The 25,135-nt window shown below is 41.8% G+C and carries 25 protein-coding genes; all 25 read right to left on the bottom strand.

The window, feature by feature from the left end:
- Positions 1-2 precede the first annotated feature (2 nt).
- The 25 genes from ACNO7B_RS08240 to ACNO7B_RS08120 all read right to left on the bottom strand — a co-directional run bounded on the left by ACNO7B_RS08240 (position 3) and on the right by ACNO7B_RS08120 (position 25,131).
- The gene (locus ACNO7B_RS08240; protein WP_417901386.1) at positions 3-2,378 is read right to left on the bottom strand and encodes a DNA translocase FtsK; all 2,376 of its coding nucleotides are present in this window, start codon (positions 2,376-2,378) and stop codon (positions 3-5) included.
- Between the two features lie 110 nt (positions 2,379-2,488).
- The gene (locus ACNO7B_RS08235) at positions 2,489-2,725 is read right to left on the bottom strand and encodes a YlzJ-like family protein (RefSeq protein ID WP_008344712.1); all 237 of its coding nucleotides are present in this window, start codon (positions 2,723-2,725) and stop codon (positions 2,489-2,491) included.
- Positions 2,722-3,450 carry a ClpP family protease gene (locus ACNO7B_RS08230; protein ID WP_008344713.1) on the bottom strand — a complete coding sequence of 243 codons (729 nt, stop codon included), beginning with the start codon at positions 3,448-3,450 and terminating at the stop codon, positions 2,722-2,724. The genes ACNO7B_RS08235 and ACNO7B_RS08230 overlap by 4 nt, the downstream gene beginning before the upstream one ends.
- A 121-nt stretch (positions 3,451-3,571) precedes the next feature.
- Positions 3,572-5,239, bottom strand: coding sequence for a ribonuclease J2 (gene rnjB, locus ACNO7B_RS08225; RefSeq protein WP_008344715.1), 1,668 nt, complete (start codon positions 5,237-5,239; stop codon positions 3,572-3,574).
- A 171-nt stretch (positions 5,240-5,410) separates the two neighbouring features.
- Positions 5,411-6,277 carry a 4-hydroxy-tetrahydrodipicolinate synthase gene (dapA, locus tag ACNO7B_RS08220; RefSeq protein ID WP_019744174.1) on the bottom strand — a complete coding sequence of 289 codons (867 nt, stop codon included), beginning with the start codon at positions 6,275-6,277 and terminating at the stop codon, positions 5,411-5,413.
- A 30-nt stretch (positions 6,278-6,307) separates the two neighbouring features.
- Positions 6,308-7,522 (bottom strand): aspartate kinase, encoded by a 1,215-nt coding sequence (gene dapG, locus ACNO7B_RS08215; protein WP_019744173.1) that lies wholly within the window; start codon positions 7,520-7,522, stop codon positions 6,308-6,310.
- Between the two features lie 92 nt (positions 7,523-7,614).
- Positions 7,615-8,634: an aspartate-semialdehyde dehydrogenase gene (gene asd, locus ACNO7B_RS08210; protein WP_035700789.1), complete on the bottom strand. Its 1,020-nt coding sequence runs from the start codon at positions 8,632-8,634 to the stop codon at positions 7,615-7,617.
- A 139-nt stretch (positions 8,635-8,773) separates the two neighbouring features.
- Positions 8,774-9,367: a dipicolinate synthase subunit B gene (gene dpaB, locus ACNO7B_RS08205; RefSeq protein WP_017367267.1), complete on the bottom strand. Its 594-nt coding sequence runs from the start codon at positions 9,365-9,367 to the stop codon at positions 8,774-8,776.
- A complete protein-coding gene (gene dpaA, locus ACNO7B_RS08200; protein WP_017359065.1) occupies positions 9,364-10,266 on the bottom strand; it encodes a dipicolinic acid synthetase subunit A in 903 nt (300 codons plus the stop codon). The genes dpaB and dpaA overlap by 4 nt, the downstream gene beginning before the upstream one ends.
- Before the next feature lie 123 nt (positions 10,267-10,389).
- Positions 10,390-10,662: a YlmC/YmxH family sporulation protein gene (locus ACNO7B_RS08195; RefSeq protein ID WP_008344726.1), complete on the bottom strand. Its 273-nt coding sequence runs from the start codon at positions 10,660-10,662 to the stop codon at positions 10,390-10,392.
- A 62-nt stretch (positions 10,663-10,724) separates the two neighbouring features.
- Positions 10,725-11,651 (bottom strand): aminoglycoside phosphotransferase family protein, encoded by a 927-nt coding sequence (locus tag ACNO7B_RS08190; RefSeq protein ID WP_025207347.1) that lies wholly within the window; start codon positions 11,649-11,651, stop codon positions 10,725-10,727.
- Positions 11,652-11,724: 73 nt separating this feature from the next.
- Positions 11,725-12,954: a M16 family metallopeptidase gene (locus tag ACNO7B_RS08185; protein WP_007499520.1), complete on the bottom strand. Its 1,230-nt coding sequence runs from the start codon at positions 12,952-12,954 to the stop codon at positions 11,725-11,727.
- Between the two features lie 33 nt (positions 12,955-12,987).
- Entirely contained in the window at positions 12,988-13,941 is a 954-nt protein-coding gene (locus ACNO7B_RS08180; RefSeq protein ID WP_025207346.1) for a polysaccharide deacetylase family protein, read from the bottom strand.
- A 125-nt stretch (positions 13,942-14,066) separates the two neighbouring features.
- Positions 14,067-16,184 (bottom strand): polyribonucleotide nucleotidyltransferase, encoded by a 2,118-nt coding sequence (gene pnp / locus ACNO7B_RS08175; protein ID WP_025207345.1) that lies wholly within the window; start codon positions 16,182-16,184, stop codon positions 14,067-14,069.
- A gap of 183 nt (positions 16,185-16,367) precedes the next feature.
- Entirely contained in the window at positions 16,368-16,637 is a 270-nt protein-coding gene (gene rpsO / locus ACNO7B_RS08170; RefSeq protein ID WP_008354438.1) for a 30S ribosomal protein S15, read from the bottom strand.
- A 155-nt stretch (positions 16,638-16,792) separates the two neighbouring features.
- A complete protein-coding gene (gene ribF / locus ACNO7B_RS08165; RefSeq protein ID WP_025207344.1) occupies positions 16,793-17,743 on the bottom strand; it encodes a bifunctional riboflavin kinase/FAD synthetase in 951 nt (316 codons plus the stop codon).
- 18 nt (positions 17,744-17,761) lie between these two features.
- On the bottom strand, positions 17,762-18,691 hold the full coding sequence (gene truB, locus ACNO7B_RS08160; protein WP_025207343.1) for a tRNA pseudouridine(55) synthase TruB: 930 nt from the start codon (positions 18,689-18,691) through the stop codon (positions 17,762-17,764).
- A gap of 68 nt (positions 18,692-18,759) precedes the next feature.
- The gene (gene rbfA / locus ACNO7B_RS08155) at positions 18,760-19,110 is read right to left on the bottom strand and encodes a 30S ribosome-binding factor RbfA (protein WP_007499525.1); all 351 of its coding nucleotides are present in this window, start codon (positions 19,108-19,110) and stop codon (positions 18,760-18,762) included.
- 17 nt (positions 19,111-19,127) lie between these two features.
- On the bottom strand, positions 19,128-19,406 hold the full coding sequence (locus ACNO7B_RS08150) for a DUF503 domain-containing protein (RefSeq protein ID WP_017359071.1): 279 nt from the start codon (positions 19,404-19,406) through the stop codon (positions 19,128-19,130).
- Positions 19,403-21,523 (bottom strand): translation initiation factor IF-2, encoded by a 2,121-nt coding sequence (gene infB / locus ACNO7B_RS08145; RefSeq protein ID WP_007499526.1) that lies wholly within the window; start codon positions 21,521-21,523, stop codon positions 19,403-19,405. Before infB ends, ACNO7B_RS08150 begins: the two co-directional genes overlap by 4 nt.
- A 19-nt stretch (positions 21,524-21,542) precedes the next feature.
- Positions 21,543-21,845 (bottom strand): YlxQ family RNA-binding protein, encoded by a 303-nt coding sequence (locus ACNO7B_RS08140; protein ID WP_007499528.1) that lies wholly within the window; start codon positions 21,843-21,845, stop codon positions 21,543-21,545.
- Positions 21,838-22,122, bottom strand: coding sequence for an RNase P modulator RnpM (gene rnpM, locus ACNO7B_RS08135; RefSeq protein WP_008344742.1), 285 nt, complete (start codon positions 22,120-22,122; stop codon positions 21,838-21,840). Before rnpM ends, ACNO7B_RS08140 begins: the two co-directional genes overlap by 8 nt.
- Before the next feature lie 15 nt (positions 22,123-22,137).
- Positions 22,138-23,253 carry a transcription termination factor NusA gene (gene nusA / locus ACNO7B_RS08130; RefSeq protein ID WP_007499530.1) on the bottom strand — a complete coding sequence of 372 codons (1,116 nt, stop codon included), beginning with the start codon at positions 23,251-23,253 and terminating at the stop codon, positions 22,138-22,140.
- A gap of 32 nt (positions 23,254-23,285) precedes the next feature.
- Positions 23,286-23,759, bottom strand: a complete 474-nt coding sequence (rimP, locus tag ACNO7B_RS08125; RefSeq protein ID WP_008344744.1) for a ribosome maturation factor RimP — start codon at positions 23,757-23,759, stop codon at positions 23,286-23,288.
- A gap of 241 nt (positions 23,760-24,000) precedes the next feature.
- Positions 24,001-25,131 (bottom strand): glycoside hydrolase 5 family protein, encoded by a 1,131-nt coding sequence (locus ACNO7B_RS08120; RefSeq protein ID WP_417901385.1) that lies wholly within the window; start codon positions 25,129-25,131, stop codon positions 24,001-24,003.
- Positions 25,132-25,135 lie beyond the last annotated feature (4 nt).

Genomic DNA, 25,135 nt, shown 5'->3' with positions numbered 1-25,135 from the left:
AATTATGAAGAGAGCTCGTCATGTTGTTCTTTTGAGAGGAGGACTTCTCTCGGTTTACTTCCTTCATATGGTCCGACAACCCCGCGCTCTTCCATTGCGTCAATAAGACGTGCAGCACGAGTATAACCGATGCGGAACCTCCTTTGCAGCATAGAAACAGAGGCCGTCTGCATGCCAATGATCAGTTCAACTGCTTCATCATATAAGTCGTCGTCCACAGCCCCAAGCTGATCTTGCGTTTCTTCACTCGGGATCATTTCTTCTTGATATTGTGCTTTTTGCTGTGTGATGACATGATCAACGACATGTTCCACTTCTTCATCTGATAAAAAGGCGCCTTGTACACGAACTGGTTTGTTCGCACCGACAGGTAAGAACAACATATCCCCTCTGCCTAGCAATTTTTCTGCGCCTCCCATATCAAGAATGGTCCTTGAATCGGTTTGTGACGATACGCTAAATGCAATGCGGGAAGGGATATTTGCTTTAATGACACCTGTAATGACATCAACAGAAGGCCTTTGTGTAGCAATAATTAAATGAATCCCCGCAGCACGTGCCATTTGAGAAAGCCTTGTAATGGAATCTTCTACATCAGAGGAAGCAACCATCATTAAATCAGCAAGCTCGTCTACAATGACGACAATATAAGGGAGTTCTGGCTGCTTCGCTTCTGCTGATTGATTCATTCGTTTAATGTAATCATTGTACCCTTCAATATTTCTTGTACCCGTATGAGAAAACAATTCATAACGGCGCTCCATTTCACTAACCACTTTTTTAAGTGCCTGTGAGGCTTTCTTAGGATCTGTCACAACTGGAGCCAACAGATGCGGGATGCCGTTATAAACATTTAATTCAACCATTTTCGGGTCAATCATCATCATTTTTACTTCATGAGGTTTTGCTCTCATGAGAATGCTTGTGATAATACCATTGATACATACACTCTTTCCGCTTCCTGTCGAACCAGCCACAAGTAAATGTGGCATTTTGTTCATTTCAGCCAGCACAGCTTCACCAGAAATATTTCGGCCGAGTCCGATGAGTAGCTTGGCATTTGGGCGGTCATTTTGTTTCGATTCTAAAACCTCTTTTAAAGAAACCATCGCAATTTCTGCGTTGGGAACTTCAATTCCGATGGCGGATTTGCCAGGAATCGGCGCTTCAATTCGAATGTCTTTTGCTGCTAATGCAAGGGCTAGATCATCACTCAAGTTGACGATCTTACTTACCTTCACGCCGACATCAGGGTATACTTCATATTTTGTGACGGCCGGCCCTAAATGAACTTGTGTCACTTTTGCTTTTACACCAAAGCTTTGGAAGGTCTTTTCAAGCTTTCTTGCATTTTCATAAATATTCTTCTTATCTGTTTGCTGACCTGAATGCTGCGGCTCAGCTAAAATATCAAGCGATGGCAGCTCATAATCCTTGTTTTCAAGCTCCGTAAACGTCATAGGCGGAGCTTCTTTCGGTTCATCCCCTGTATCATGAGACGGAGTGCCTTGTACAGTTTCTTGAAGAGGATCTGGCTCATTGACCGGCTGATCTTTTTGAACTTGCGGTGTGAGCATGTCATCTCGATCAGCAAAACTTGAGATAATCGGCTGACGATTGTCAGAAGCTTGCTCTTCTTCCTCGATCAAGATATGATCATGATCTTCTTCGGTCTCTTCTTGCAACCGTGAACGTTTTTTCTTTTCACTTGTTTTCTGCGCAGGTGCATTCTTTTTCGCCTGCCTTATGCCTTTCATATCTTCAATAAATGCTTTCCACTGCTTCACAAAAAATTGTGATACAGGCAGCGTCACTTTTTTGACCATTTCTTGCAGTGACCGGTTTGTGATCAGCACAATGCCGATCAGCATTAGCACAATGGCCATGATTTGCGACCCTGCTTGTGCAAACAAGAAATAGGCGGCCGCAAATAATACAGCACCGATCATACCGCCTCCTAAATCGGGCGAGCCTGTCTCACCTTTCATATCCATTAAGAATAACTCAAACGTATTTCTGATTACACTTTGAGAACCTATCACGCCTGCAGCTGAAAGATGCTGAAAAAGCTTCACATGGGACAAAAGCAAGATACTCGCAATGATGCAGTATAAACCTGCTTTTCTTCTTGTCAGTAAATCAGGAATTTGTTTTTTCCAAAAGATCGTCACACCAAAAAGAAATAATCCGATAAGGCAGAGAATAAACCATTCACCTGCAAAGAATCGGAATAGATGTACAAAGGTTTGTCCAACTACACCTAGCTGTAAAATGGCAATGATCGCTATGGCAATACAGACTAACCCATTTAGTTCATATTTCAGTTTTAGCTGTTTATTTTGTTTTTTTCTTGTTTTACGTTTTCTCTTTTTCGCCATACTCATCACCTTACTACAAAAGAAAATATAACCTACGAAAAGATCAGAAAGAAAGCAGCCTGGTTTTGGCTGCATCTTGTTGTAAGTTTTCCCTTTATTATAGCATAGAATCATTCATATGAGTCGGTTTGATTGGTGCCTAAATGTAACTTCAATCGCTTACCTGGTGCAAGCTCCTGATTCAAAAAATCCATTGGATTCGTACTCATTACTTGAACGATTTCCGCTTCATCTTCTTTCATTTCAACCATCACTGGCACGCCCTGGATGTTTACCTGCTGGAGTTTGCGTTCTCCTTGTTCCTCAGCGTAAATGGCTTCATAAGGCATAGGTGTATATAAAATCATTGGATCAGCCCCTCGTTTTGTGCAGCCCGTTCGCCAATAAGCTCGTTCAGCTTTTTAATCGCTTGTCCAACGCCGCCGACTTCATGCATCAGTCCGTATTCAGCCGCCTCATGGCCAACGACATTTGTCCCGATGTCTCTTGTTAGATTGCCTTTAGAGAACATAAGCTCTTTAAATTTCTCTTCTGTAATGTTTGAGTGACTCGTGACAAAATTAATGACTCTTTCCTGCATTTTATCTAAGTATTCAAAGGTTTGCGGAACACCGATGACTAGACCGGTTAAGCGTACAGGGTGAATGGTCATTGTTGCTGTTTCGGCAATGTATGAATAATCACACGATACGGCGATTGGGACTCCAATAGAGTGGCCGCCGCCAAGCACAATGGATACAGTCGGTTTGGATAAAGAAGCGAGCATTTCCGCAATGGCTAGCCCTGCTTCTACATCGCCGCCGACTGTATTTAAAATGATTAGAAGTCCTTCAATTTTTGGGTTTTGTTCAACTGCTACGATTTGTGGAATGACATGTTCGTATTTGGTTGTTTTATTTTGTGGCGGCAGCTGCATGTGCCCTTCAATTTGTCCAATAATGGTGAGGCAATGTATGTTTGTATCTTGTGACAACTGCGGGACGGCTGTTTCACCAAGCTGTTGTATTTTGCTCATAATGCTATCTTTTTCTTCTGGTTTTCGCTCAGGCTGCTGTTCATTCTGTTCGTCCATTTGTCTCCATCCTTTCCTAAAAACTCTCCTCCTATTATGAACAAGATCGTCACATTCCATCCGCATTCATCATGTCACATCAAAAAAGCCCAAAGAGCTTATGCTCTTTGGACTTTTCTCATCACACTTCCATAATAATTGGAATGATCATTGGCTTGCGTTTTGTTTTTTCATATAGGAATTGATTTAGTACATCGCGCATGGATTGTTTCAGTGTTGACCATTCAACAATTGAGTTTTCCGTTTGCTCTTTCACAATCCCTTTGACCATTTCTGTTGCTTTCACAATCAGCTCTTCGGATTCTCTTACATAAACAAATCCTCTTGTGATGATCTCAGGTCCAGAAATTAATTGTTTCTTTTGTTTATCGAGCGTAATGACCACAATTAAGATGCCATCTTGAGACAATAGGCGTCTATCACGTAAGACAATATTCCCAATATCACCAACACCAAGACCATCGATCAAAATGTTCCCTTGATGTACTTTTTCACCGATTTTGACGTTTTGACCTCTAAATTCCACAACATCCCCTTTATCAATTAAGAAAATGTCGCTTCGTTTCATGCCCACTTCTTCAGCAATACGAGAATGTGCTTTTTGCATGCGATATTCGCCGTTTACTGGAATTAAATACTTTGGCTTCAGTAAGTTCAGCATAAGCTTTAACTCTTCTTGACAGCCATGTCCAGATACATGCACACGTTTTTGAGCAAAAATCACTTGTGCTCCGCTTCTTGTAAGGAAATCCACCGTTTTTGAATAGGTGAGTTCTTGTCCTGGAAGAGGTGTAGACGCAATCACAACCGTGTCATCTTTTTCAATATGAAGCTGTTTGTGATTTTGTTTCGCCATTTTTGTTAAAGCAGCGAGAGGCTCACCGTGGCTTCCTGCTGTGAGAATGACCACACTGTTTTTCGCCATTTTTTTCACTTCTTGGACTGGAACAAATAATTCTTCGTCTGCTGTCACATAACCAAGTTTGATCGCAAGCTGAAGAGTTGTCATCATATTTTTCCCTGCTACTGCAAGCTTACGGCCATTTTGGTTTGTGGCATTAATGATTTGCTGTACACGGTTAATATTTGATGAAGATACAGCGACAATCACACGGTTTTCAGCATTGTACATCGCATTTGAGATTTCGTCTTGGACGAGCGCCTCAGAAGGTGTATAGCCTGGTTTTTCAGCATTTGCACTGTCTGAAAGAAGTGCTAAAACGCCATTGTTTCCAATTTTCGCAATCTCTCCGATGTCACAGGCTTGGTTAAGCGCTGGGGTTTGATCAAATTTAAAATCACCTGTGCATACGATTGAACCAAGAGATGTTTTGAAGCTGATTCCGACTGAATCAGGAATACTGTGATTCGTTCTAAAGAATGACACCTTTGTTGTTTCAAATGTAATGACTGACTTTGCATGAACCTCTCGCAAATCAGCTTTTTGATTGAAGCCGTATTGCTTTAACTTTTCTCGAAGTAACGCAAGGGTCAGCTTCGTGCCGTAAACTGGTACAGACAATTTGCTTAAGCAATGGAATACGCCTCCGATTGCTTCATCATGTCCGTGGGTAAGAAAAATTGCTTTCACCCGATCAGCTCGTTCTGTTAAATAAGAGATATCAGGAATGACCACGTCAATGCCTAGCATTTCGTTTTCTGGATGCATGAGTCCTGCATCTACAACATATATGTCGGAATCAATCTCAATGACATATAAGTTTTTCCCGATTTCTCCAACGCCTCCCAGTGCAATAATTCTTACGTTCTCTGTATTTTTCTTTTTCAAAATTCTTATCCTCCTAGTCTCAAGCCCGTCCATCATCGCTTAATGCTATTATAACTGAATCTAATTTTAGAAAACAAGATGAAGTCACATTTTAAGAAAGTGTTTATGTATAAAAAACGGTCATACTCAGGGACATCTGAGAATGACCGCTTACGAATTTTTTTGTTTTGATCAGCTGTTTAATACGCTGCTTAAATTCAGTCTTTCTTCTTCTGATAAAGGTAAAAGCGGGAGTCGAACGGATCCGACATCTAATCCTTTCAGCTGAAGAGCTGTTTTGACAGGCGTTGGATTTGGCGCTGAGAACAGCTGGTTCATAATCGGCACCAGTTTTTGATGAATCAATGCCGCATTCGCTGTTTGTCCTGAAGCGTAGCTTTTTAGCATTTGCTGCATATCAAGGCCTACGATATGAGAAGCGACAGAGACGACTCCTCTTGCACCAATCGCAACCGCAGGAAGCGTTAGGCTGTCGTCACCAGAGTAAACGTCAAAATCTTCTGGTGTCTCTGCAATGATTTTTGTCATGGCATCTAGATCACCGCTTGCTTCTTTGATTGCGACAATGTTCGGTATTTGCGCAAGCTTAATTGTTGTTTCTGGTGCTAATGAAGCAACCGTTCTTCCTGGTACATTGTAAAGCATGACAGGAAGAGATGTAGACTCGGCAATTGCTTTAAAGTGTGCATACATGCCTTCCTGTGATGGCTTGTTGTAGTAAGGTACGACAAGCATCACTGCATCAACGCCCGCTTCTTCTGCTTTTTTCGTTAGTTTAATAGACGCATTTGTGTTATTACTGCCTGTTCCTGCAATGATTTTACAACGACCATTTGCTAATTTCACCGATTGCTGAAAAAGAGCGACTTTTTCTTCAGTCGATAAAGTTGGCGATTCGCCTGTTGTCCCTGCAACGACTAAAGAGTCACTGCCGTTTTTTAACAAGTAATCAATGAGAATTGATAGCTTTTGGAAATCAATGTTGCCCTTTTTATCAAAAGGTGTAATCATAGCTGTTGCGATATTTCCGAAATTCATTTTTTTCACCTCATCATGATTCAATCACATTTATCTTGAAAGTTCAAACACTTCATGAAGGGCATTGACAGCCGCTCTCATGTTTTCTTCGTTCACTAACACCCAAATCGTCGTATGACTGTCAGCGGACTGTAGGATCGGAATATTTTGCTCAGATAGTGCAGATACAATTTTAGATGTGACACCTGGTACACCCATAATGCCTGCTCCAACAGCTGATACCTTTGCACAGTTTGTCGTGACAATCGGCGTATAGCCTAGATCTTTTAGGATCGCCGTTGCTTTTTCAGTCATTGCACCTGTCACCGTATAGACGATTTCGCTCGGTGTAATGTTGAAGAAATCGACACTGATTTGGGCATTTGCCATTGCTTTAAAGACTTCTGTTTGTACGCTGTACTGTCCCTCTTTAGCTGGGACTTTGATTTGTGTGACATCATTGACATGTGCAATACCCGTAATCAGGCGGTCGTACACATCATGACTCATTTTATCTGAGTAGTGTGATGTCACGAGTGTGCCCTCATCATCAGAGTATGTTGAACGGACCCTCATTGGTACTTTTGCTTGCATGGCAATTTCAACAGCTCTAGGGTGAATGACTTTTGCCCCTTGGTATGCGAGGTTACAAATTTCTGTGTATGTCACGACTCTCAGTGGTTTTGCATTTTCTACGATACGAGGATCTGCTGTCATGACCCCTTCTACATCTGTAAAAATATCGATGAAATCTGCCTGCAATGCAGCGCCTAACGCAGCAGCTGACGTATCACTGCCGCCTCGTCCGATTGTTGTCACGTCTCCATTTTTCGCAGCGCCTTGGAATCCAGCAACGACAACCACGTCATGCTCTGAAAGTGCCGCCTCAAGACGTTCACACTTCATGTCAATAATTTTCGCATTTGTATGTTCTTTATCTGTCACAAAGCCTGCCTGTGATCCAGTCATCGCTACAGCCTTTAGCCCGTTTTCATTCAGCATACTTGAAAAAACAACAGCTGAAATATTTTCTCCGCAAGACACGAGTAAATCTTTTTCTCGGTTTGTCATATGCTGCGCATTGCCATAAAGCAGACCAAGCAGCGTATCTGTCGCATAAGGATCGCCTTTTCGTCCCATCGCAGACACAACAACGACCGATTTATAGCCTTTCTCTTTTGCAGATAAGATATGTGCAAGTGCCCTTTTTCTCCCTTGATCATCTTTGACAGATGTACCGCCAAATTTTTGGACAATTATTTTCACTGTTTTCACTCCAAGTTCATTCTGACGTAACAGAAGAGAGTAGGCGAAAGATGCCTAACTCTCTTCTATTCGTCCTCATCATCCATTGAATGTTAAACTAATTTTAATGCTCGTAAGCTTTCTGCAATTTGAACGGAGTTCCATGCAGCGCCTTTTAGCAGGTTATCAGATACAATCCACATATGGAAGCCATTTGGACGATCCAAATCCTTCCGAATGCGGCCGACAAATACGTCGTTTTTACCAACAGCATCTGCAGGCATTGGATAAATTTGCTGAGACGGATCATCTTGTAATGTGATGCCTGGTGCATCTTTTAGGATGGACTTGATGTCATCAACCGTTGCGTCATTTGATTCAAGTTCAACGTAAACCGATTCTGAATGACCCGTTTCAATTGGTAGTCTCACACATGTTGCTGCTACTTCCAGCTCTGGCAAATGCATGATTTTTTTCGTTTCATTGATCATTTTCATTTCTTCAAATGTATAGCCATTGTCTTGGAATTTATCAATTTGCGGAATCGCATTAAAGGCAATTTGATAAGGCATGACTTCTGGTTTCACATCTTCTTTATTTAAAATGGCTTGCGACTGGCTGTACAGTTCGTCAATGGCTTCATGTCCTGCACCTGATACTGCTTGGTAAGTAGACACAATGACTTTTTTCATGCCATACGCTTGACGAAGCGGTTCTAGCGCCGCCACCATTTGAATCGTTGAACAGTTAGGGTTTGCAATGATCCCTTGATGGTCATGCAAATCTTTTTCGTTTACCTCTGGTACGACAAGAGGGGTCTTTTCGTCCATACGAAAAGCACTTGTATTATCGACAACAATTGCACCTCGTTTGACTGCTTCAGGAGCTAGCGCTTTGGAAACATTTCCTCCCGCACTGAATAGTGCAATATTGACCCCTTCAAAGCTTTCAGGTGTTGCTTCTTGAACGGTATACTCTTGACCTCTGAATGTCACTTTTGTTCCAGCAGAACGTTTTGAGGATAGTAGAGTCAGTGTATCCATTTCAAAATCTCTGTCAGCTAGTGTTTTTAACATTTGTTGACCGACAGCTCCAGTCGCTCCAACTACAGCTACATGCAATCCTCTTCCCATCAGTAAAACTCCTTCCGACCCATCCATGATTCTTTTCTTTCGGATGGCCATCCTATGACTTTTTACATTTTATTTTACCATAGAAAAGCAAGGCTTGAAGTACCTTTTTTGAATCTTTCATGATTTTCTAGTGAATCTATTATTCGTTTGATCCAATTAAAATGGGCTGAATTTGTCTATGCTCGAGCGCCTCTTCTACTGTTTTCGTCAGTAGATCCATATGCGCTACCATGGAAGTCGGTTTTTTGAATGGATCATCTTGGCCGAATGGAATAAAGAAAATGTTCTTTGTCGACATGAGTCTCATGAGATTTGTACCATTTAAACCTAATGCATCATTGGTGGAAATGCCTAAAACGACAGGGCGATGATTACGAATGGTCGCCTTAGCAGCCATTAAGACTGGACTGTCTGTTAGTGCATTTGCAAATTTCGCCATTGAATTGCCTGTTAAAGGTGCAATGACCATACAATCAAGTGGAAGTTTTGGTCCAAGCGGCTCTGCTTTGACGATTGAGTCAATCGCTTGAAATCCTGTCAGCTTCTCAATCCGCTCAATCCAGTCCGCTCCTTCTCCGAATCTCGTATTCGTATTTTGCACTGTATATGACACGACAGGACGCACTTCTGCCCCTTCTTTCACGAGTGATTCGATTTGCGGAAAAACAGCTTCGTACGTGCAGTGAGAACCTGTTAAACCAAAGCCAATTCTTTTCCCTTTTAGTGTAGTCATGATTCCATCCCCCTTTTTTCCTCCGCAAGTTCACATAAGAGACCAGAAAGCACTTTTGCAATGATCTGTCCGGCTGTCTTTGGTGCCACAATCCCTGGAAGTCCTGGTGCAAGAAGTGCCTTCACTCCATGCTTTTGTGCAAAGTCAAAGTCTGTTCCACCTGGGCGGGAGGCGATATCCAAAATGAGTGTCTTTGGTGTCATGCTGACGATGACAGATGAATCTAATACTAAGCTTGGAATCGTATTAATGATGATGTCGACATCCGTAACTTCATCTTTTAAACGGTCCATTGAAAATGGATCAAGTCCCATCTCAAAGGCTCGCGCTAAATGGGCTGTATCCGCAGCACCAACTTTCACTTCCGCACCTAGCGCCCGAAAAGTGCGGGCAATGGTGAGCCCTGTTCGACCAAGTCCGAGAACAGCGACATGTGACCCATGAATCGTATAGTCCGTTTGCTGAATAGCCATCATGATAATCCCTTCAACTGTTGGAATAGAGTTATATATGGCAATATCATCTCGCTCAAACAGCTTCACAAGCTTCCGGTTCACCTGCTTTGCCATATTGTCTAAGTACATATTAGAAATACCTGAGTACAAGGTACAATGTGCAGGGGTTCTTTCTAAATATTTAGCTTCTAGCACGACCTTCTCATTTGAAAAAACGGTGGCAACGACCCCTTCGTCTGTAGCACCTGATACCGGAAGGATCATACTGTCTACCTGCTCAAATGGAAGCTCTGACATTTTCAGCTTTTCAGCACCAATAAATCCATGATCCAGCTGATCAAAACCGACCAAAAACACTTTGGCATGCTGCTGTGACAGCTTGCGAATGATTTCAAGCTGCCTAGCATCTCCCCCGATCACCGCAACCGTTAAACCGCTCAACATACTGACCGTTCACCTTCTTTATTTAAAAAAGTCTGTAATATTTTCCGAATCTCCCTTTCAGCATATGAGGAGAGGATTCAGCCTGTGAACAAATCGGGAAGAGAAAAGAAAAAGAGCACCCTTTTATGATGGGTGCTCTTTTTCTCCGTGCGGCTGAAGTTCTTCAGGCACATCGAGAATGATCATATCTGATCCTATTTTTTGAATGTGATTCCACGGAACGCGGATGTCATTTCCTTGTTTTCGAAAGCCAAACCATTTGACGGAAGGTATGATGAGTGCTGTAATTTGACCGTCCTGTTCATTTATTTCAAGGTCGGTTTGTCCAAGCACGCCAAGCCGCTCCGCTCTTTTAATATCGACGATCTCTTTTCCTGACAGCTCACTCAGCCTCAAAATCGCATCACTCCCCTTCCATATCATATATGCAGCACAGAGGGTGAATAGACCGTCCCGTTCTACACGCACGAATCAAGCCAATCTGTATACCAAACTGGCGTCAGTTGAGTAAAACGCTTATGGTCTGTCAGCATTCTCTCCACTCGATTCACCATGTCTTTTACATGCCCCGGGTCATAGGATAACGTCCAAACAATAGAAGAAAAACAGCTCATGGCTGTATAGATGGAAAAAAGAAGCCAAAAATCATGTGTTGTCTGCGTACTTAAATAGGCATCCAATTGCCCGGCTGAAAATGGAATGCTGCTTTCTCGACTGAATAAAGACAGTTTATAAAAGTCATGAATCGGATCACCCCAGTCGGATTGATCAAAGTCGATCACACCCGCATATTGATGACGTTGTATGATGATATTCCCTACATGAAAATCATCGTGCTGGAACTGGTTTGGTCTCTCTTTAACTACATCAGCATGTGACTGAATAAAATCTAATACGAATTGATCATGGGAAAAGGCAACTCCACTTGATTGATAGGCATATACATACCGTTCATGTTTCGCTAATACCTTCTTATCCCAAGGGGCTGCATAAAAAGGGGCATCGCATGTATGCATGATACTCAAGTCTCTGCCTGCCCGCCTTCCGATTTCATACTGCTCTTCTTCTGTGAGCAGATGAATGGATGCTCTAGCAATCTCTCCTTCGATAAATGGAAAAATACGAAAGGTACAGTTTTGTTCAGCACTCACTCCGACCTCCATCACTTCAGAACAAATAACGCCTCGATTTTTTAACTTCTGCTGAATGGACGCTTTCTTTTTCAAACTGGAATATTTCTGAATGTCTGATAGCTTGAGTACTAGCTTTTCACTAGGCGTTATGACCAAAAAGGTGCGGTCTCCCGAAAATCCAGATGTCATCGGCTGGAAAGAGATGGCTTGTTTAAGAAGCGGAGATAGCTGTTTCAGTTTTTCGTGTTTCATGAACGCAGGGCCCCTTTCTTCTTGGTATACAATAAACGGCAGACCTCTTGAGAAGTCTGCCGTGTTGTTTACATTATGATGGCTGATCACCCGTCGGACTAATAAGCGAGAGCGCATAATCTTCTGTAAAGATTCTTTTCGATAAATTGTTCACGCCGTCTAATGAGACGCGATTGATTTCATCAATAATTTCATCAAGCGTACGATGTTTGCCAAGGAGTAATTCATTTTTACCATTTCGGCTCATCTTGCTGTTTGTGCTTTCAAGACTGAGCATGAGGTTGCCTTTCATTTGCTCCTTAGAGTTTTCAAGTTCTTTCTGCGTAATTCCCTCACGTTTTAAGACGTCTAATGTTTGTAAGATGGTTTCAGATAGCAGGTTCAGCTGCTTCGCTCCAGTTCCACCATAGATCGTCAGCATTCCATTATCTGCAAATGAACTATGATAGCTGAATACAGAATACGCAAGTCCTTTATCTTCTCTTACGTCTTGGAACAACCGGCTGCTCATGCTACCGCCTAGAACATTATTTAAGACGATTAAGTCATAGATGCCCTGATCTCCAGCAGGAAGTCCGTTAAAGCCCATGCAAAGATGCGCCTGTTCTGTTTCCTTTTTGCGTGTCAGTTTGTCATAGTGGAATTGCGGGGCTTCGACAGGCTGCTTTTTCCCCTTTCCTTCATACGAGCCAAATAATGTTTCGACCTCACGAATGAAGGTGTCATCGACGTTCCCTGCAACAGAGATGACGACGCGATCCGGCGTGTAGAATTCATCCATATATTTTCTAAGGGAATCACCGTTAAAAGTAGAGAGTGTTTCCTCTGTCCCTAAAATCGGATAACCTAATGAATGATCACCGTAAATGGCTTTACTTAACAAATCATGAACGATGTCATCAGGAGTATCTTCATACATTTTAATTTCTTCATAGACCACATTTTTTTCTTTCTTCAGCTCTTCTTCGTCAAAAGCAGAGTTGAAAAACATGTCACTCAATACATCGAGGGCATACCCAGCATGTGAATCAAGTACCTTTGCATAATAGCAAGTATATTCTTTTGACGTAAAGGCATTCACTTGACCACCAATGCGGTCAAAGGATTCTGCGATATCACGTGCAGATCTCGTCTTTGTTCCTTTAAAGAACATATGCTCTAAAAAGTGTGAGATCCCATTTACTTCTGGTGTCTCATGTCTAGAACCTGTTCCAATCCAGACGCCAATTGCGACAGACCTTACAGTGGGATTGTTTTCAAGTACAATTCTTACTCCGTTTTGGCATGTATACGTTTTGACCAAGTTTTGCTCCTCCTATTCAACAAACAGATCGCATCACGGATGTCTTTTTTCACTTAGGAGGTCAGAAACCGTTCCTAATTCATATCCTCTTTCTTTGATTTGAGTGATAAGTGCGTCAAGACTTCTCGCTGTTGCGTCTGTTGGATGCATTAATATCATCGCCCCATTGTGAATTTTCCCAAGCACTCGTTTTTGTAATACAGCTGGTGATGGTTTTTGCCAGTCGATCGTGTCTACTGTCCACATAATGGTTTCCATTCCTTCTTGTTTCGCAAGCTTTACTGTTTCTTCTTTAAAGCTGCCACTTGGAGGCGCAAACCATATCGGTTTTTTCCCAAGGGATTCTTCAATTTGGCGATTTGTTTTAATCATCTGCTCTAATGCTCGTTCTCTTGTCAGTGTGCGCATATCCGGGTGATTGTATGAATGATTTCCAATTTCATGACCATCTGCCACGATTTTTTTAGCAAGGTCTGGACTGTTTTTCACCCATTTGCCTTCTAAGAAAAAGGTTGCCTTCACTTGATGCTTTTCTAGTGTATTCAACATCTTTGTTAAATGCTCGTCGCCCCAAGCTACATTGATCAGGAATGCATTCATCTTTTTGTCTGGATGTCCCTTATAGATAGGTTCAGCACCAAGTTCATGTAAATGGACAGAGGGTTTTGTTTCTTTAAAAACAAGCAGCTTTTCATCGAAAGAGCCCTGTTTTTTCATTTTTTCGTAAGAAGCATCGATATCGACTGTCTGTCCATTTAAACCAGGCATCTTTTTCCACACTTTATCAATCTTAGCATTTTGCGGCTTCTCTTCATAGTCAGAAGACTTCGATTCGATCTCTTGATACAGAATATGTTTTGAAACAGATGCTACCTCGGCGTGCTCTTTCATTGAATTCATATATGTAACAGCAGCCGGCTGCTTCATCGTTTGATATGACACGAGCAGTAAAAATACAAACACAAAGAATGGTATCGTTTTTTTCAATGGTTGTCCCTCCCCTTTACCACAAATTATGATGGGGAGAAACAAGCTAGAACTATTGTTACGCGCAAGAAAAGAAAGAAGCCTGGCACGGATACCTGGCTTCTAACACATTTTATTTGTTCTCATTAAGACTGCTTTTCTTCTTTTTCCTTTTCTTCACGTAAAACAGCTTTACGAGAAAGGTTTACACGGCCTTGTTTATCGATCTCAGTGACTTTGACGAGTAGTTCATCACCAATCTTCACGACATCTTCTACTTTGCCAACACGTTCAAGTGCAAGCTCAGAAATATGAACAAGTCCATCTTTGCCGCTGAAGATTTCAAGGAAGGCACCGAATTTTTCAATTCGTTTTACTTTACCTAAGTAAAGTTGGCCAACTTCAACTTCTCTGACAAGATCTTCAATGATTTTCTTCGCTTTTTGGTTCATGTCTTCTTCAGTAGAAGAGATAAAGATTGTACCGTCTTGTTCAATATCAATTTTCACACCGGTATCTTCAATAATTTTATTGATTTGTTTACCGCTTGGTCCAATGACATCGCGAATTTTATCTGGATTGATTGTCATCGTTAAGATTTTTGGTGCATAACGTGACAATTCTCCTCTAGAAGCTGGAATCGTTGACAGCATGCTATCTAAAATTTCCATTCTTCCTTTTTTCGCTTGTTGAAGTGCTTCTTCTAAAATGTCTTTTGATAGACCATCGATTTTAATGTCCATTTGAAGCGCTGTTACACCTTTAGATGTACCTGCTACTTTAAAGTCCATATCTCCAAGTGCATCTTCCATTCCTTGAATGTCTGTCAGCACTGTGTAGTATTCACCAGATTTAACAAGTCCCATTGCAATCCCTGCAACTGGTGCTTTAATTGGAACACCTGCATCCATCATCGCAAGTGTGCTCGCACAAATACTTGCTTGTGAAGTAGAACCGTTTGATTCTAACACCTCAGACACAAGGCGAACCGTATAAGGGAAATCTTTTTCAGATGGAATGACTGGCTCTAATGCACGTTCGCCTAGCGCACCATGTCCAATCTCACGACGGCCTGGACCACGCATTGGGCCGGTCTCACCAACACTGAATTGTGGGAAGTTATAATGGTGCATGAATCGCTTAGACTCTTCAACACCAAGACCATCAAGAATCTGTACATCACCAAGTGCACCTAATGTACAAATACTGAGTGCCTGTGTTTGGCCTCTTGTAAACAATCCTGAACCGTGCGTTCTTGGAAGAAGTCCTACTTCTGAAGAAAGTGGACGGATTTGATCGACGCCGCGTCCATCTGGACGTACCTTCTCTTCAGTAATAAGGCGGCGAACTTCGTTTTTCACAAGCTTGTTTAAGACATCCTTCGCTTGTTTAATCGTTGCTTCGTCACGGTCTTCTTCTTCAAATTTTTGAACGACAGCTTTTTTCACAGCACTGATAGCATCTTCACGAGCATGCTTCTCATGTACTTGAATCGCTTTCAGTAGATCCGCTTCAGCAAGTTGTTTTACTTCCTCTGCTAATGCTTGATCGACTTCATATAAAGGAATATCGATTTTTTCTTTACCGACAGCTTTTACAATTTCTTCTTGGAATTCGATTAAGCGTTTGATCTCTTGATGGCCGTACATGATGGCTTCAAGCATTGTTTCTTCTGGGACTTCATCAGCACCAGCCTCTACCATGTTGATTGCATCTTTTGTTCCAGCTACAACAAGGTTGATATCGCTTTGTTCAAGCTGCTCAACATTTGGGTTGATGATGAGTTTTCCATCTACTCGTCCTACTGTCACGCCAGCGATTGGTCCCTCAAATGGAATGTCAGACACACATAAAGCTAAAGATGAGCCAAACATTGCAGCCATTTCAGATGAACAATCTTGATCCACACTCATGACAATACTAATGACTTGTACTTCATTTCTAAATCCGTCTGCAAATAGTGGACGGATCGGTCTGTCAATTAAGCGGCTCGCAAGGATTGCTTTTTCACTTGGGCGGCCTTCTCTTTTAATGAAACCACCAGGAATTTTACCAACTGCATATAATCTTTCTTCGTAGTTTACAGTGAGCGGGAAAAAATCAAGTGGTTTTGGTTCTTTAGAAGCTGTTGCTGAGCTAAGCACAGCCGTATCTCCGTAGCGTACGAGAACCGCTCCGTTTGCTTGCTTTGCAAGCTGGCCAGTTTCAACTGTCAGTTGACGTCCAGCCCAGTCTATGGTGAAGACTTGTTTCTCTTGTCCCATTCTGTGATAAACTCCTCTCTTGTCGTAAAGTTTTTAGGTTATTTCTTATTATGAACAAAATGATTTTCACATATCAATGTGAAAGCTGTATGTAGAAGGGTTTTTGCCATTCTTTCAACATTTTAACCATAAAATATTAGTGATTATACGATAAAAAAGCGGGAATCCTCCCGCTTTTTACGATTATCGACGTAAGCCTAGTTTGTTAATTAACTCACGGTAACGAGTTACGTCTTTATTACGTAGATACGTAAGAAGATTACGACGTCTACCTACCATTTTCAAAAGACCGCGACGTGAGTGGTGATCTTTCTTATGAGTACGTAAATGCTCGTTCAAGTTGTTAATTGATTCTGTTAGGACAGCGATCTGAACTTCTGGAGATCCAGTATCAGATTCGTGTGTTTTGAACTCATTAATTAATTGAGTTTTACGCTCTTGAGTAATAGCCATCCTGTTTCACCTCCAAATCATGTTAGCCCCATCTACCTCGCAACCGTCGGTGAAGTCGGCCTGCCAAGTAAGTGGTTTTAAAGCTACAGGAATTATCATACTAAAAATATGCCGATTTTGCAAATGATAGAGCGGTTTTTCTGCGATTTTTTTGTTTAATGAAGATGATTTTGAAAAAACTGAATCGCTTCTTCTTTATCTTGACTAATTTGAGCCGTTAATTCTTGGATACCGTTAAATTTTTGTTCACTGCGAATCCGTTTGTACCACTGTAATTTAATCGGTTCACCATAAATTTCTTCGTTAAAATCAAAAAGGTTCACTTCAATCGCAGGCTGATCAGGACGTTTTTCATAAAATGTTGGTTTGTAGCCAACGTTACAAACACCGTCATACACCTTGCCTTTCACTTCCGCTCTCACTGCATATACGCCTGTTGGCGGGATGATGTATTCAGCAGATAAACCAACATTGGCGGTTGGAAAGCCAATCGTGCGTCCTCGTTTATCTCCATGAATCACAATGCCTCGCAGCTGATACGGTTTGCCTAAAAGCTCACTCACATATTCAACGTCTCCATTTTTCAATGCGGAACGTATCAGGGTCGAGCTGACTTTCCGGTCTTGGTTGGAAAGCTTAGGTACAATGGTCGCAGCAATCCGCCCTTTCCCGTATTCGTCAAACGTTTCCATTGTGCCTGCGCCAAACCGGCCGAATGTAAAATCGAAACCAGCGACTGCATGCTTCACATTCAGTTCGTCCAAATATTGATCGACAAAGTCTTGAGGAGACAGTGCTGCAAAGCTTTCGCTGAATTGCACAATGTATAAGTAGTCAGCACCTAATTGTTCGATAAAATCAATCTTATCCTCAAGCGGTGTGATTAAGTCTTTTGGTTCACGTGCTTTTTGCAGAACATGTGATGGATGCGGATGAAAAGTCATGACAGCTAGAGCTAAACCCTCTTTTTCCGCAATGTTTTTCGCTGCATCAATCACTTTTTGGTGTCCGAGGTGAACACCGTCAAAATACCCTAAAGCCATCACAGACGGGACTTGATCCTTTTGATTCAATGTATGTGGGTGTGAAATATGTATAGTCTTCACGAGATGGTCACCTTTTCTTTAAGATTGCTTGTCCTGTGATAAAATCTTCGCCGGCTTCATCAGGTTCTGTTTGGTCGGGTGCTTCATATAAATCGCCATACAATGGCCTGAAGGAGCAAAGACAGCGACACGATCTTCCTCTGCAAAATGAGCAAATTCATCAGGCATAGGTAGGACTGCACCGTTTTCCACTTTACTTGCTAATGTATCATTTATCTCCCATTTCGGCAAATGATTGAGCGCACGCTCGATCGGCACAAGATGTTCCTCAACCGTTCCTTTCTCGCTGATCTCCCGCAACTCATCAAGAGTGATACATTCATCTAACGTAAAGTCACCAGATCCTATGCGAATGAGGTGAGACATGTGGGCTGGAAACCCAAGTTTTTTTCCGATATCGACAGCTAACGTTCTCACATATGTGCCTTTTGAACACAGTACGGTGAATCTAAATGATACTTTACCATTTTCAAATGTGACAGGTGTTGTCCGCTCGATGCGATGAATGGTAATTTCACGGCTTGGACGTTCAATTTCAATGCCTTGCCTCGCATATTCATAGAGCTTTTTTCCGCCAATTTTCACAGCAGAAAACATCGGAGGGATCTGTTCAATGGTTCCTTCAAATTGTTTCAACGCAGCATCAATGTCATCTTCTGACATCGGTACCGGCACCTTTTTTTCTTCTACTACTTCACCTGTTTGGTCTTCTGTCGTTGTAGAAAATCCAATGGTGATTTCCGCATCATACGTTTTCGATTTATCTGTTAAGTACTCCACAATTTTTGTCGCTCGTCCAATACAAATAGGCAGAACACCTGAAACCTCTGGATCGAGTGTCCCTGTATGTCCCACTTTTTTTGTGTGTAAAATCTTTCTCACTTTAAACACACAGTCGTGAGAGGTCATGCCTCTTTCTTTATGTAATAAAAGAACACCGTTTTGCACCTGCGTTCTCTCCTTTCATAAACGATGAAAAAGGACAGACGATCATCGCCTATCCTTATTTCAACGTCTTATTCGTGATCTTTTGTGTTTAGTTCAGCAATCAGGCTTTCAATTCGGTTACCGTAGTCTACAGACTCATCGAATTCAAAGTGAAGCTCTGGTGTTTTGCGAAGTCTGATTCGATTGCCAATTTCAGAGCGGATATACCCTTTCGCCTTTGCAAGGCCTTTTAAGGTTTCCTCTCTTTTCTTCTCGTCGCCAAGAACAGAAATGTAGACTTTGGCAATTTGCAAATCACCGGATACTTCAACATCCGTTACAGTCAAAAAGCCGATTCTTGGATCTTTTAGCTTTCTGCCAAGGATGTCGCCTAATTCTTTTTTCATTTGCTCACCCACACGGGTTGCTCTCATACTCATGATCTTATCACCTCTAATTAAAACCACTCAGTTTTCGTGATCGTTCGTTCAATTTCCGGAAAAGAATCAATAAAGCTTAACACACGCTGAAGTTCCTTTTCCACTTGAACCCGGGAGGAGGAAATGACGGCGATTCCGATCGAAGTACGCTGCCATGTATCCTGATAGTCCATTTCAGCAATGGTCACATTGAATTTATGGCGCGTTCTTGTCATGATACGCTGCAGAACCGCACGTTTTTCCTTCAGTGAGGATGCATCATAGATCATACACTCACACTCGGTATAACCGATCATTTTCTTTCGATTTCTTGCATAACGAATGATTCCATGACATCACCTTCACGGATATCATTGTATTTCTTAATGGTAATACCACATTCATAGCCTTGTGAAACTTCTTTCACATCGTCTTTGAATCGTTTTAATACGTCGACTTCACCTTCAAAGATGACGACGCCATCACGAATTAAGCGGATACCACTGTCTCTAGTAATGGTACCTTCAGTGACATAGCCACCAGCAATTGTACCGATTTTTGATACTTTGAACGTTTGACGAACTTCAACTTGACCGATGACTTTTTCTTCATATTCAGGGTCAAGCATCCCTTTCATCGCAGCTTCAATTTCATCGATGACTTTGTAGATGATGCGGTGTAAGCGGATATCTACGTTTTCTGTTTCAGCTGTGCTCTTCGCATTGCCATCAGGACGTACGTTAAATCCGATCACAATCGCATTAGAAGCACTTGCTAAAATGATATCAGATTCTGTAATCGCTCCAACACCCGTATGGATGATTTTCACTTTTACGCCTTCTACTTCAATTTTTTGAAGAGCTGCCGTCAGTGCTTCAGCAGAACCTTGTACGTCTGCTTTTACGATTAAGTTGATATCTTTCACATCACCTTGTTTGATTTGCTCAAATAGGTCATCGAGAGATAATTTCGCTTTGTCTGAACGCTGTTCATCAAGTTGTTTAGACGCACGCGCCTCACCGACTTGACGAGCTGTTTTTTCATCTTTGAATACGAGGAACTGATCCCCTGCATGCGGTACATCATTTAAACCAGTGATTTCAACAGGTGTAGATGGTCCTGCTGTTTTCACGCGGCGTCCGATGTCATTGACCATTGCACGTACACGGCCAAATGTATTTCCGACAACGATTGGGTCACCTACTTGAAGTGTACCAGTTTGAACGAGAAGGGTTGCAACAGAACCTCTTCCTTTATCAAGCTCAGCCTCGATCACAGTTCCTTTTGCCGCACGATTTGGGTTGGCTTTTAGTTCTGCTACTTCGCTGACAAGAAGGATCATTTCGATCAATTCGTCAATGCCTTCGCCTGTTTTTGCAGATAAAGGAACGAAAATGGTTTCGCCGCCCCAAGCCTCAGGTACAAGACCATGCTCAGTTAATTCCTGCATCACGCGGTCAGGGTTCGCTGTTGGTTTGTCAATTTTATTGACAGCCACAATGATTGGCACCTCTGCCGCTTTTGCGTGGTTGATCGCTTCAATCGTTTGCGGCATGACACCATCATCTGCTGCAACGACCAAGATCGTTGTATCTGTTACTTCAGCACCGCGTGCTCGCATCGTAGTGAAAGCTGCGTGTCCTGGTGTATCAAGGAACGTGATTTTCTTACCGTTTTCTTCAATTTGGTATGCACCAATATGCTGCGTAATTCCACCCGCTTCGCCTTCAACAACTTTCGTTTTACGAATGCTGTCAAGAAGCGTTGTTTTCCCGTGGTCAACGTGTCCCATGATCGTTACGACTGGAGGGCGTACTTGCATATCTTCTTCTTTATCTTCAACTTCATACTTTTCAAGTTCAGTTTCTTCTAAAATGATGACTTCTTCTACTGGAACACCATATTCAGAAGCAATTAATTCGACTGTATCTTTATCGAGCTCTTGGTTGATCGTAGCCATGACACCAAGCATCATCAGTTTTTTGATGATTTCAGCAGTTTCTTTGCCAAGCTCGTCAGCAAGCTGGCCGACTGTCATTGAATTTGTAAATTCAATTTTTTCAGGAAGCTCTTTTTTCGGCTTCACAGGTCTTGCTTGCTGATGCTGCGCCTTGTTGTTGCCGCCGCGTTTATTTTTGTTTTTGTTTTGGTTGTTGTTTTTTTTGTTTTTATTAAATTGATTATTCTGCACGTCATTCTTCTTTCTATCATTGTTTTTGTTAGATGATTGTTTTTTTTGTTCTGCGGGTTTCTCGTTAGCTGTCTCTTTTGCTTTGGCTTTTTTATAGATAGCGTCTAGCTTTTTCACAGTGTCGTCTTCAAGCGTCGCCATGTGGTTGTTCACTTCCACGTTCATATCCTTAAGCGCTGCTATAATATCTTTACTTGAAACATCTATGGCTTTTGCGTATTCATATACTCTCACTTTAGCCATTCGTTCACCCCCAAATAAATTAATCGAGCAAGCTTATGAGCTTCTTAGCGAAGCCTTGGTCAGTGACAGCGACAACTACGCGAGCTTCCTTCCCTATAGAACGTCCGAGAACGGAACGGTCTTCAACTTTTCTAACCGGAACATTGTAAAATTTGCATTTGTCAGATACCTTTTTCTCAGTGTTGGATGAGGCATCTGCTGCAAGAAGAACCAGCTTAGCACGCGCATGTCTAATTTCTTTGATCACCAGATCTTCTCCTGACACGACTTTACGAGCTCGATTTGCTAGACCAAGCAAAGGATACCATTCAGATTCAGTCATTAGGTTTTTTCACCTTTTCAGCTAGTTCTAGTAATTCTTCAAAAATGTGTTCGTCAATCTGTGTCTGAAATTGCTGCTGTAAACTACGTTTGTTCTTCGCCGCAAGAATGGTTTCTTTATCGAGAGAAAGGTAAGCGCCGCGCCCGTTCATTTTTCCGGTTGCGTCAACAGACACTTCACCTTCTTTTGAACGAACAACGCGAATCAGTTCTTTCTTTGGTTTCATTTCTCCCGTCACGACGCATTTTCTAAGCGGGATTTTTTTTCGGCTTTTCACCTTTTATATCACCTCTTATTCGTCAGATTCCTCAGCTACTGGTTCAGCCTCTAAGAAAAGAGATTCAGAGTCTTCAGTTCTTGGGAAAATACCGAGTTCTCTTGCATCTGTTTCGCTTTTAATGTCAATCTTCCAGCTCGTTAATTTCGCTGCTAGACGCGCATTTTGACCTCTTTTACCAATGGCTAATGACAGCTGATAATCAGGGACAATGACAGTTGTCGCCTTATCTTCTTCATTTACAATGACATCAAGAACTTTTGATGGACTTAACGCATTGGCAACAAATTCAACAGGGTCATTCGACCAATGAACAATGTCAATTTTTTCGCCTTTCAGCTCATTGACAATTGCTTGTACACGCTGACCCTTAGGTCCTACACAAGAACCAACTGGATCAACATCAGGATCATCTGTACGAACAGATATTTTAGAACGGTCCCCTGCTTCTCTAGCGACAGATTTAAGCTCTACAGTACCATCATAAATTTCTGGCACTTCGATTTCAAATAAACGCTTTAAAAGACCTGGGTGTGTTCTTGATACATAAATTTGTGGTCCTTTTGTTGTTTTTTCTACTTTCGTAATGAACACTTTAATGCGGTCATGTGGTTTGTAGTCCTCATTTGGCATTTGTTCATTGACCGGAAGAAGGGCTTCGATTTTGCCAAGTGACACGTAAATGAATTTACTGTCAATTCGCTGAACGATTCCCGTCATGATGTCTTCCTCACGATCGATAAACTCAGTGTAAATCACACCTCGCTCTGCTTCTCTCACTCGCTGCGTCACGACTTGTTTCGCTGTCTGAGCTGCAATGCGTCCGAAATCTTTTGGTGTGACTTCAATTTCAACCACGTCACCAACCATGTAATTCGGGTTGATATTTGCTGCATCATCTACAGAGATTTCAAGGCGAGAATCATACACTTCATCTACTACATCTTTTCTTGCGAATACGCGAATCGTTCCCGTTTCACGGTTTAAATCAACACGCACATTTTGTGCTTGGTTAAAATTACGCTTGTATGCAGAAATGAGTGCAGCTTCTATCGCTTCAATAATAATTTCTTTACTAATGCCCTTCTCTTTCTCAAGAACAGTCAGGGCATCTAACAACTCACTACTCATTTTTATGGTTCCCCCTTATATCAATGAAAAGGTTAATTGAACGAAACTGCTAATCTTGCGTTAGCAATTTTTTCGTATGGAATATTGATCTCTTTCTTTCTTGTCTTGATCTTCACTGTCACTGTTGCAATCTCACCATCAAAGCTTGTAAGCTCACCTTCAAATGCCTTTTCACCATCAATTGGTTCGTATGTTTTCATGAAAACATTTTTTCCAAGTGCTTTTTCAAAATCAGCTTTTTTCTTTAATGGGCGCTCCGCTCCAGGAGAGGACACTTCAAGAAAGTAGTTTTGGCTAATTGGATCTGCCTCATCAAGCTTTTCGCTCAAGGCTTCGCTCACTTTGGCACACTCCTCGATATCGACGCCTTTGTCAGAGTCAATAAATACGCGAAGGAACCAGTTTTGACCCTCTTTGACAAATTCAACATCAACGAGTTCAAGCTGTAAGCCATCTAAAATTGGCTGCACCATGTCGCTTACGATATCCACTACTTTTTTGCTCATTCTCTTCCTCCTTGTGCTTTCGATAAACGCTCTTATCAATCATTCTGCATAAAAACCCTGCTTTATTGTGAGCAGGGGGAGCAGAAAACGGATGAATAATGTCGAGACAAAAATTGCCTGTTCAATACAAAAGAGCGGGTTTCCCCACTCTTGTCTCGGTAATCGTTAGCATTTCCATAAAAACTATACCATATCCAATTTTTTTATGCAAATGAAGTTCCTTATAAACAGGCATTCTTCATCAGTTCTTTTCATTCATTCTTTTGGCGTGTTCACGAATGATTTCTGCCTCCCGGCTCTCCTTTAAAACTCGAAAACCGTCATAATCCGGGTAGAGGGAATCATCGTCTTGAATGCTTGTTAAAATCCAAAATTGGCTACCTGCGCCTCCGAGCTGTTCAATTGTCTTCAGCCAGCTATCATATACATCAGGACGGGCTGTTTGATTTTGATAGCCAAACTCTTCTAATACAACAGGTTTTCCGATTGCGTTTCCTCGAGTGATATGATCTTTGATCCATTTCACTCCCCATGCAGCAGACTTATTCCAGTGATCCGGGTATAAATGATAGGTTCCATAATCAATATGAGGGAGAGCAGTCAAACGATCCCAATCAACACCTTCTCCTCCACTGTAAAACCAATCATCATGACCTGTCATGCGAAAGAACCCTTCGTCTCCTACTGCAACAAGGTGATTCGAGTCAATTGATTTGATCCATGCACTCATTTCATCTGCCCAGTTTACTAGTATATCTCCCGAAGGGTCTGACTGAGCGCGCGGCTCATTGGCGAGCTCCCATGTCATAATAGCAGGATCATCTTTATATTGAACACCTGAGTACGTATTGGTTCTCTCTAATACATAGCGCACATAGTTTTTGTAAGCTGTTTTAATCCGAGGATCTGTATAAAAGTGATCATGTGATCCTGCCTGAAACCACTTCACATATTGATTCATCCCGCCAAAGTCATCCCAATTGTTCACGAATGGGATGACCAGCTTGATTCCTTCCTGCCCTGCTTTATAAATCGCATAGTCTAGTTTTTGAAAACCAGATTCTTCATAAACACCTGGACGAGATTGTAAGACTGAGTTTTCTTGAGGGGTACCATCGTGGAATCCCCAAATACGAATAACCTTTAAATCCATTGCCTTCATATCGTCAAAAACAGCATCTACCATCTTTTTTGATTTGTAATGGAAATAATAATTATTTGTGCCAGCAAAGTAAAATGGGTGGTTGTTCAATACAAAATGTGTACCAGATGTTTGCACATAGGAGGAGGCCTTTACGGTCAGAGTGAACCAACCCGCCCATAAAGTGATCAGCAGCATAAAACAAGCCACCCGTTGAACCCATTTTTTCATTTCA

Origin of the sequence: Bacillus sp. AK25 (assembly GCF_048270685.1) — a bacterium.
Classification (GTDB): domain Bacteria; phylum Bacillota; class Bacilli; order Bacillales; family Bacillaceae; genus Bacillus; species Bacillus altitudinis.
This window is presented reverse-complemented; position numbering and strand designations above follow the sequence as displayed.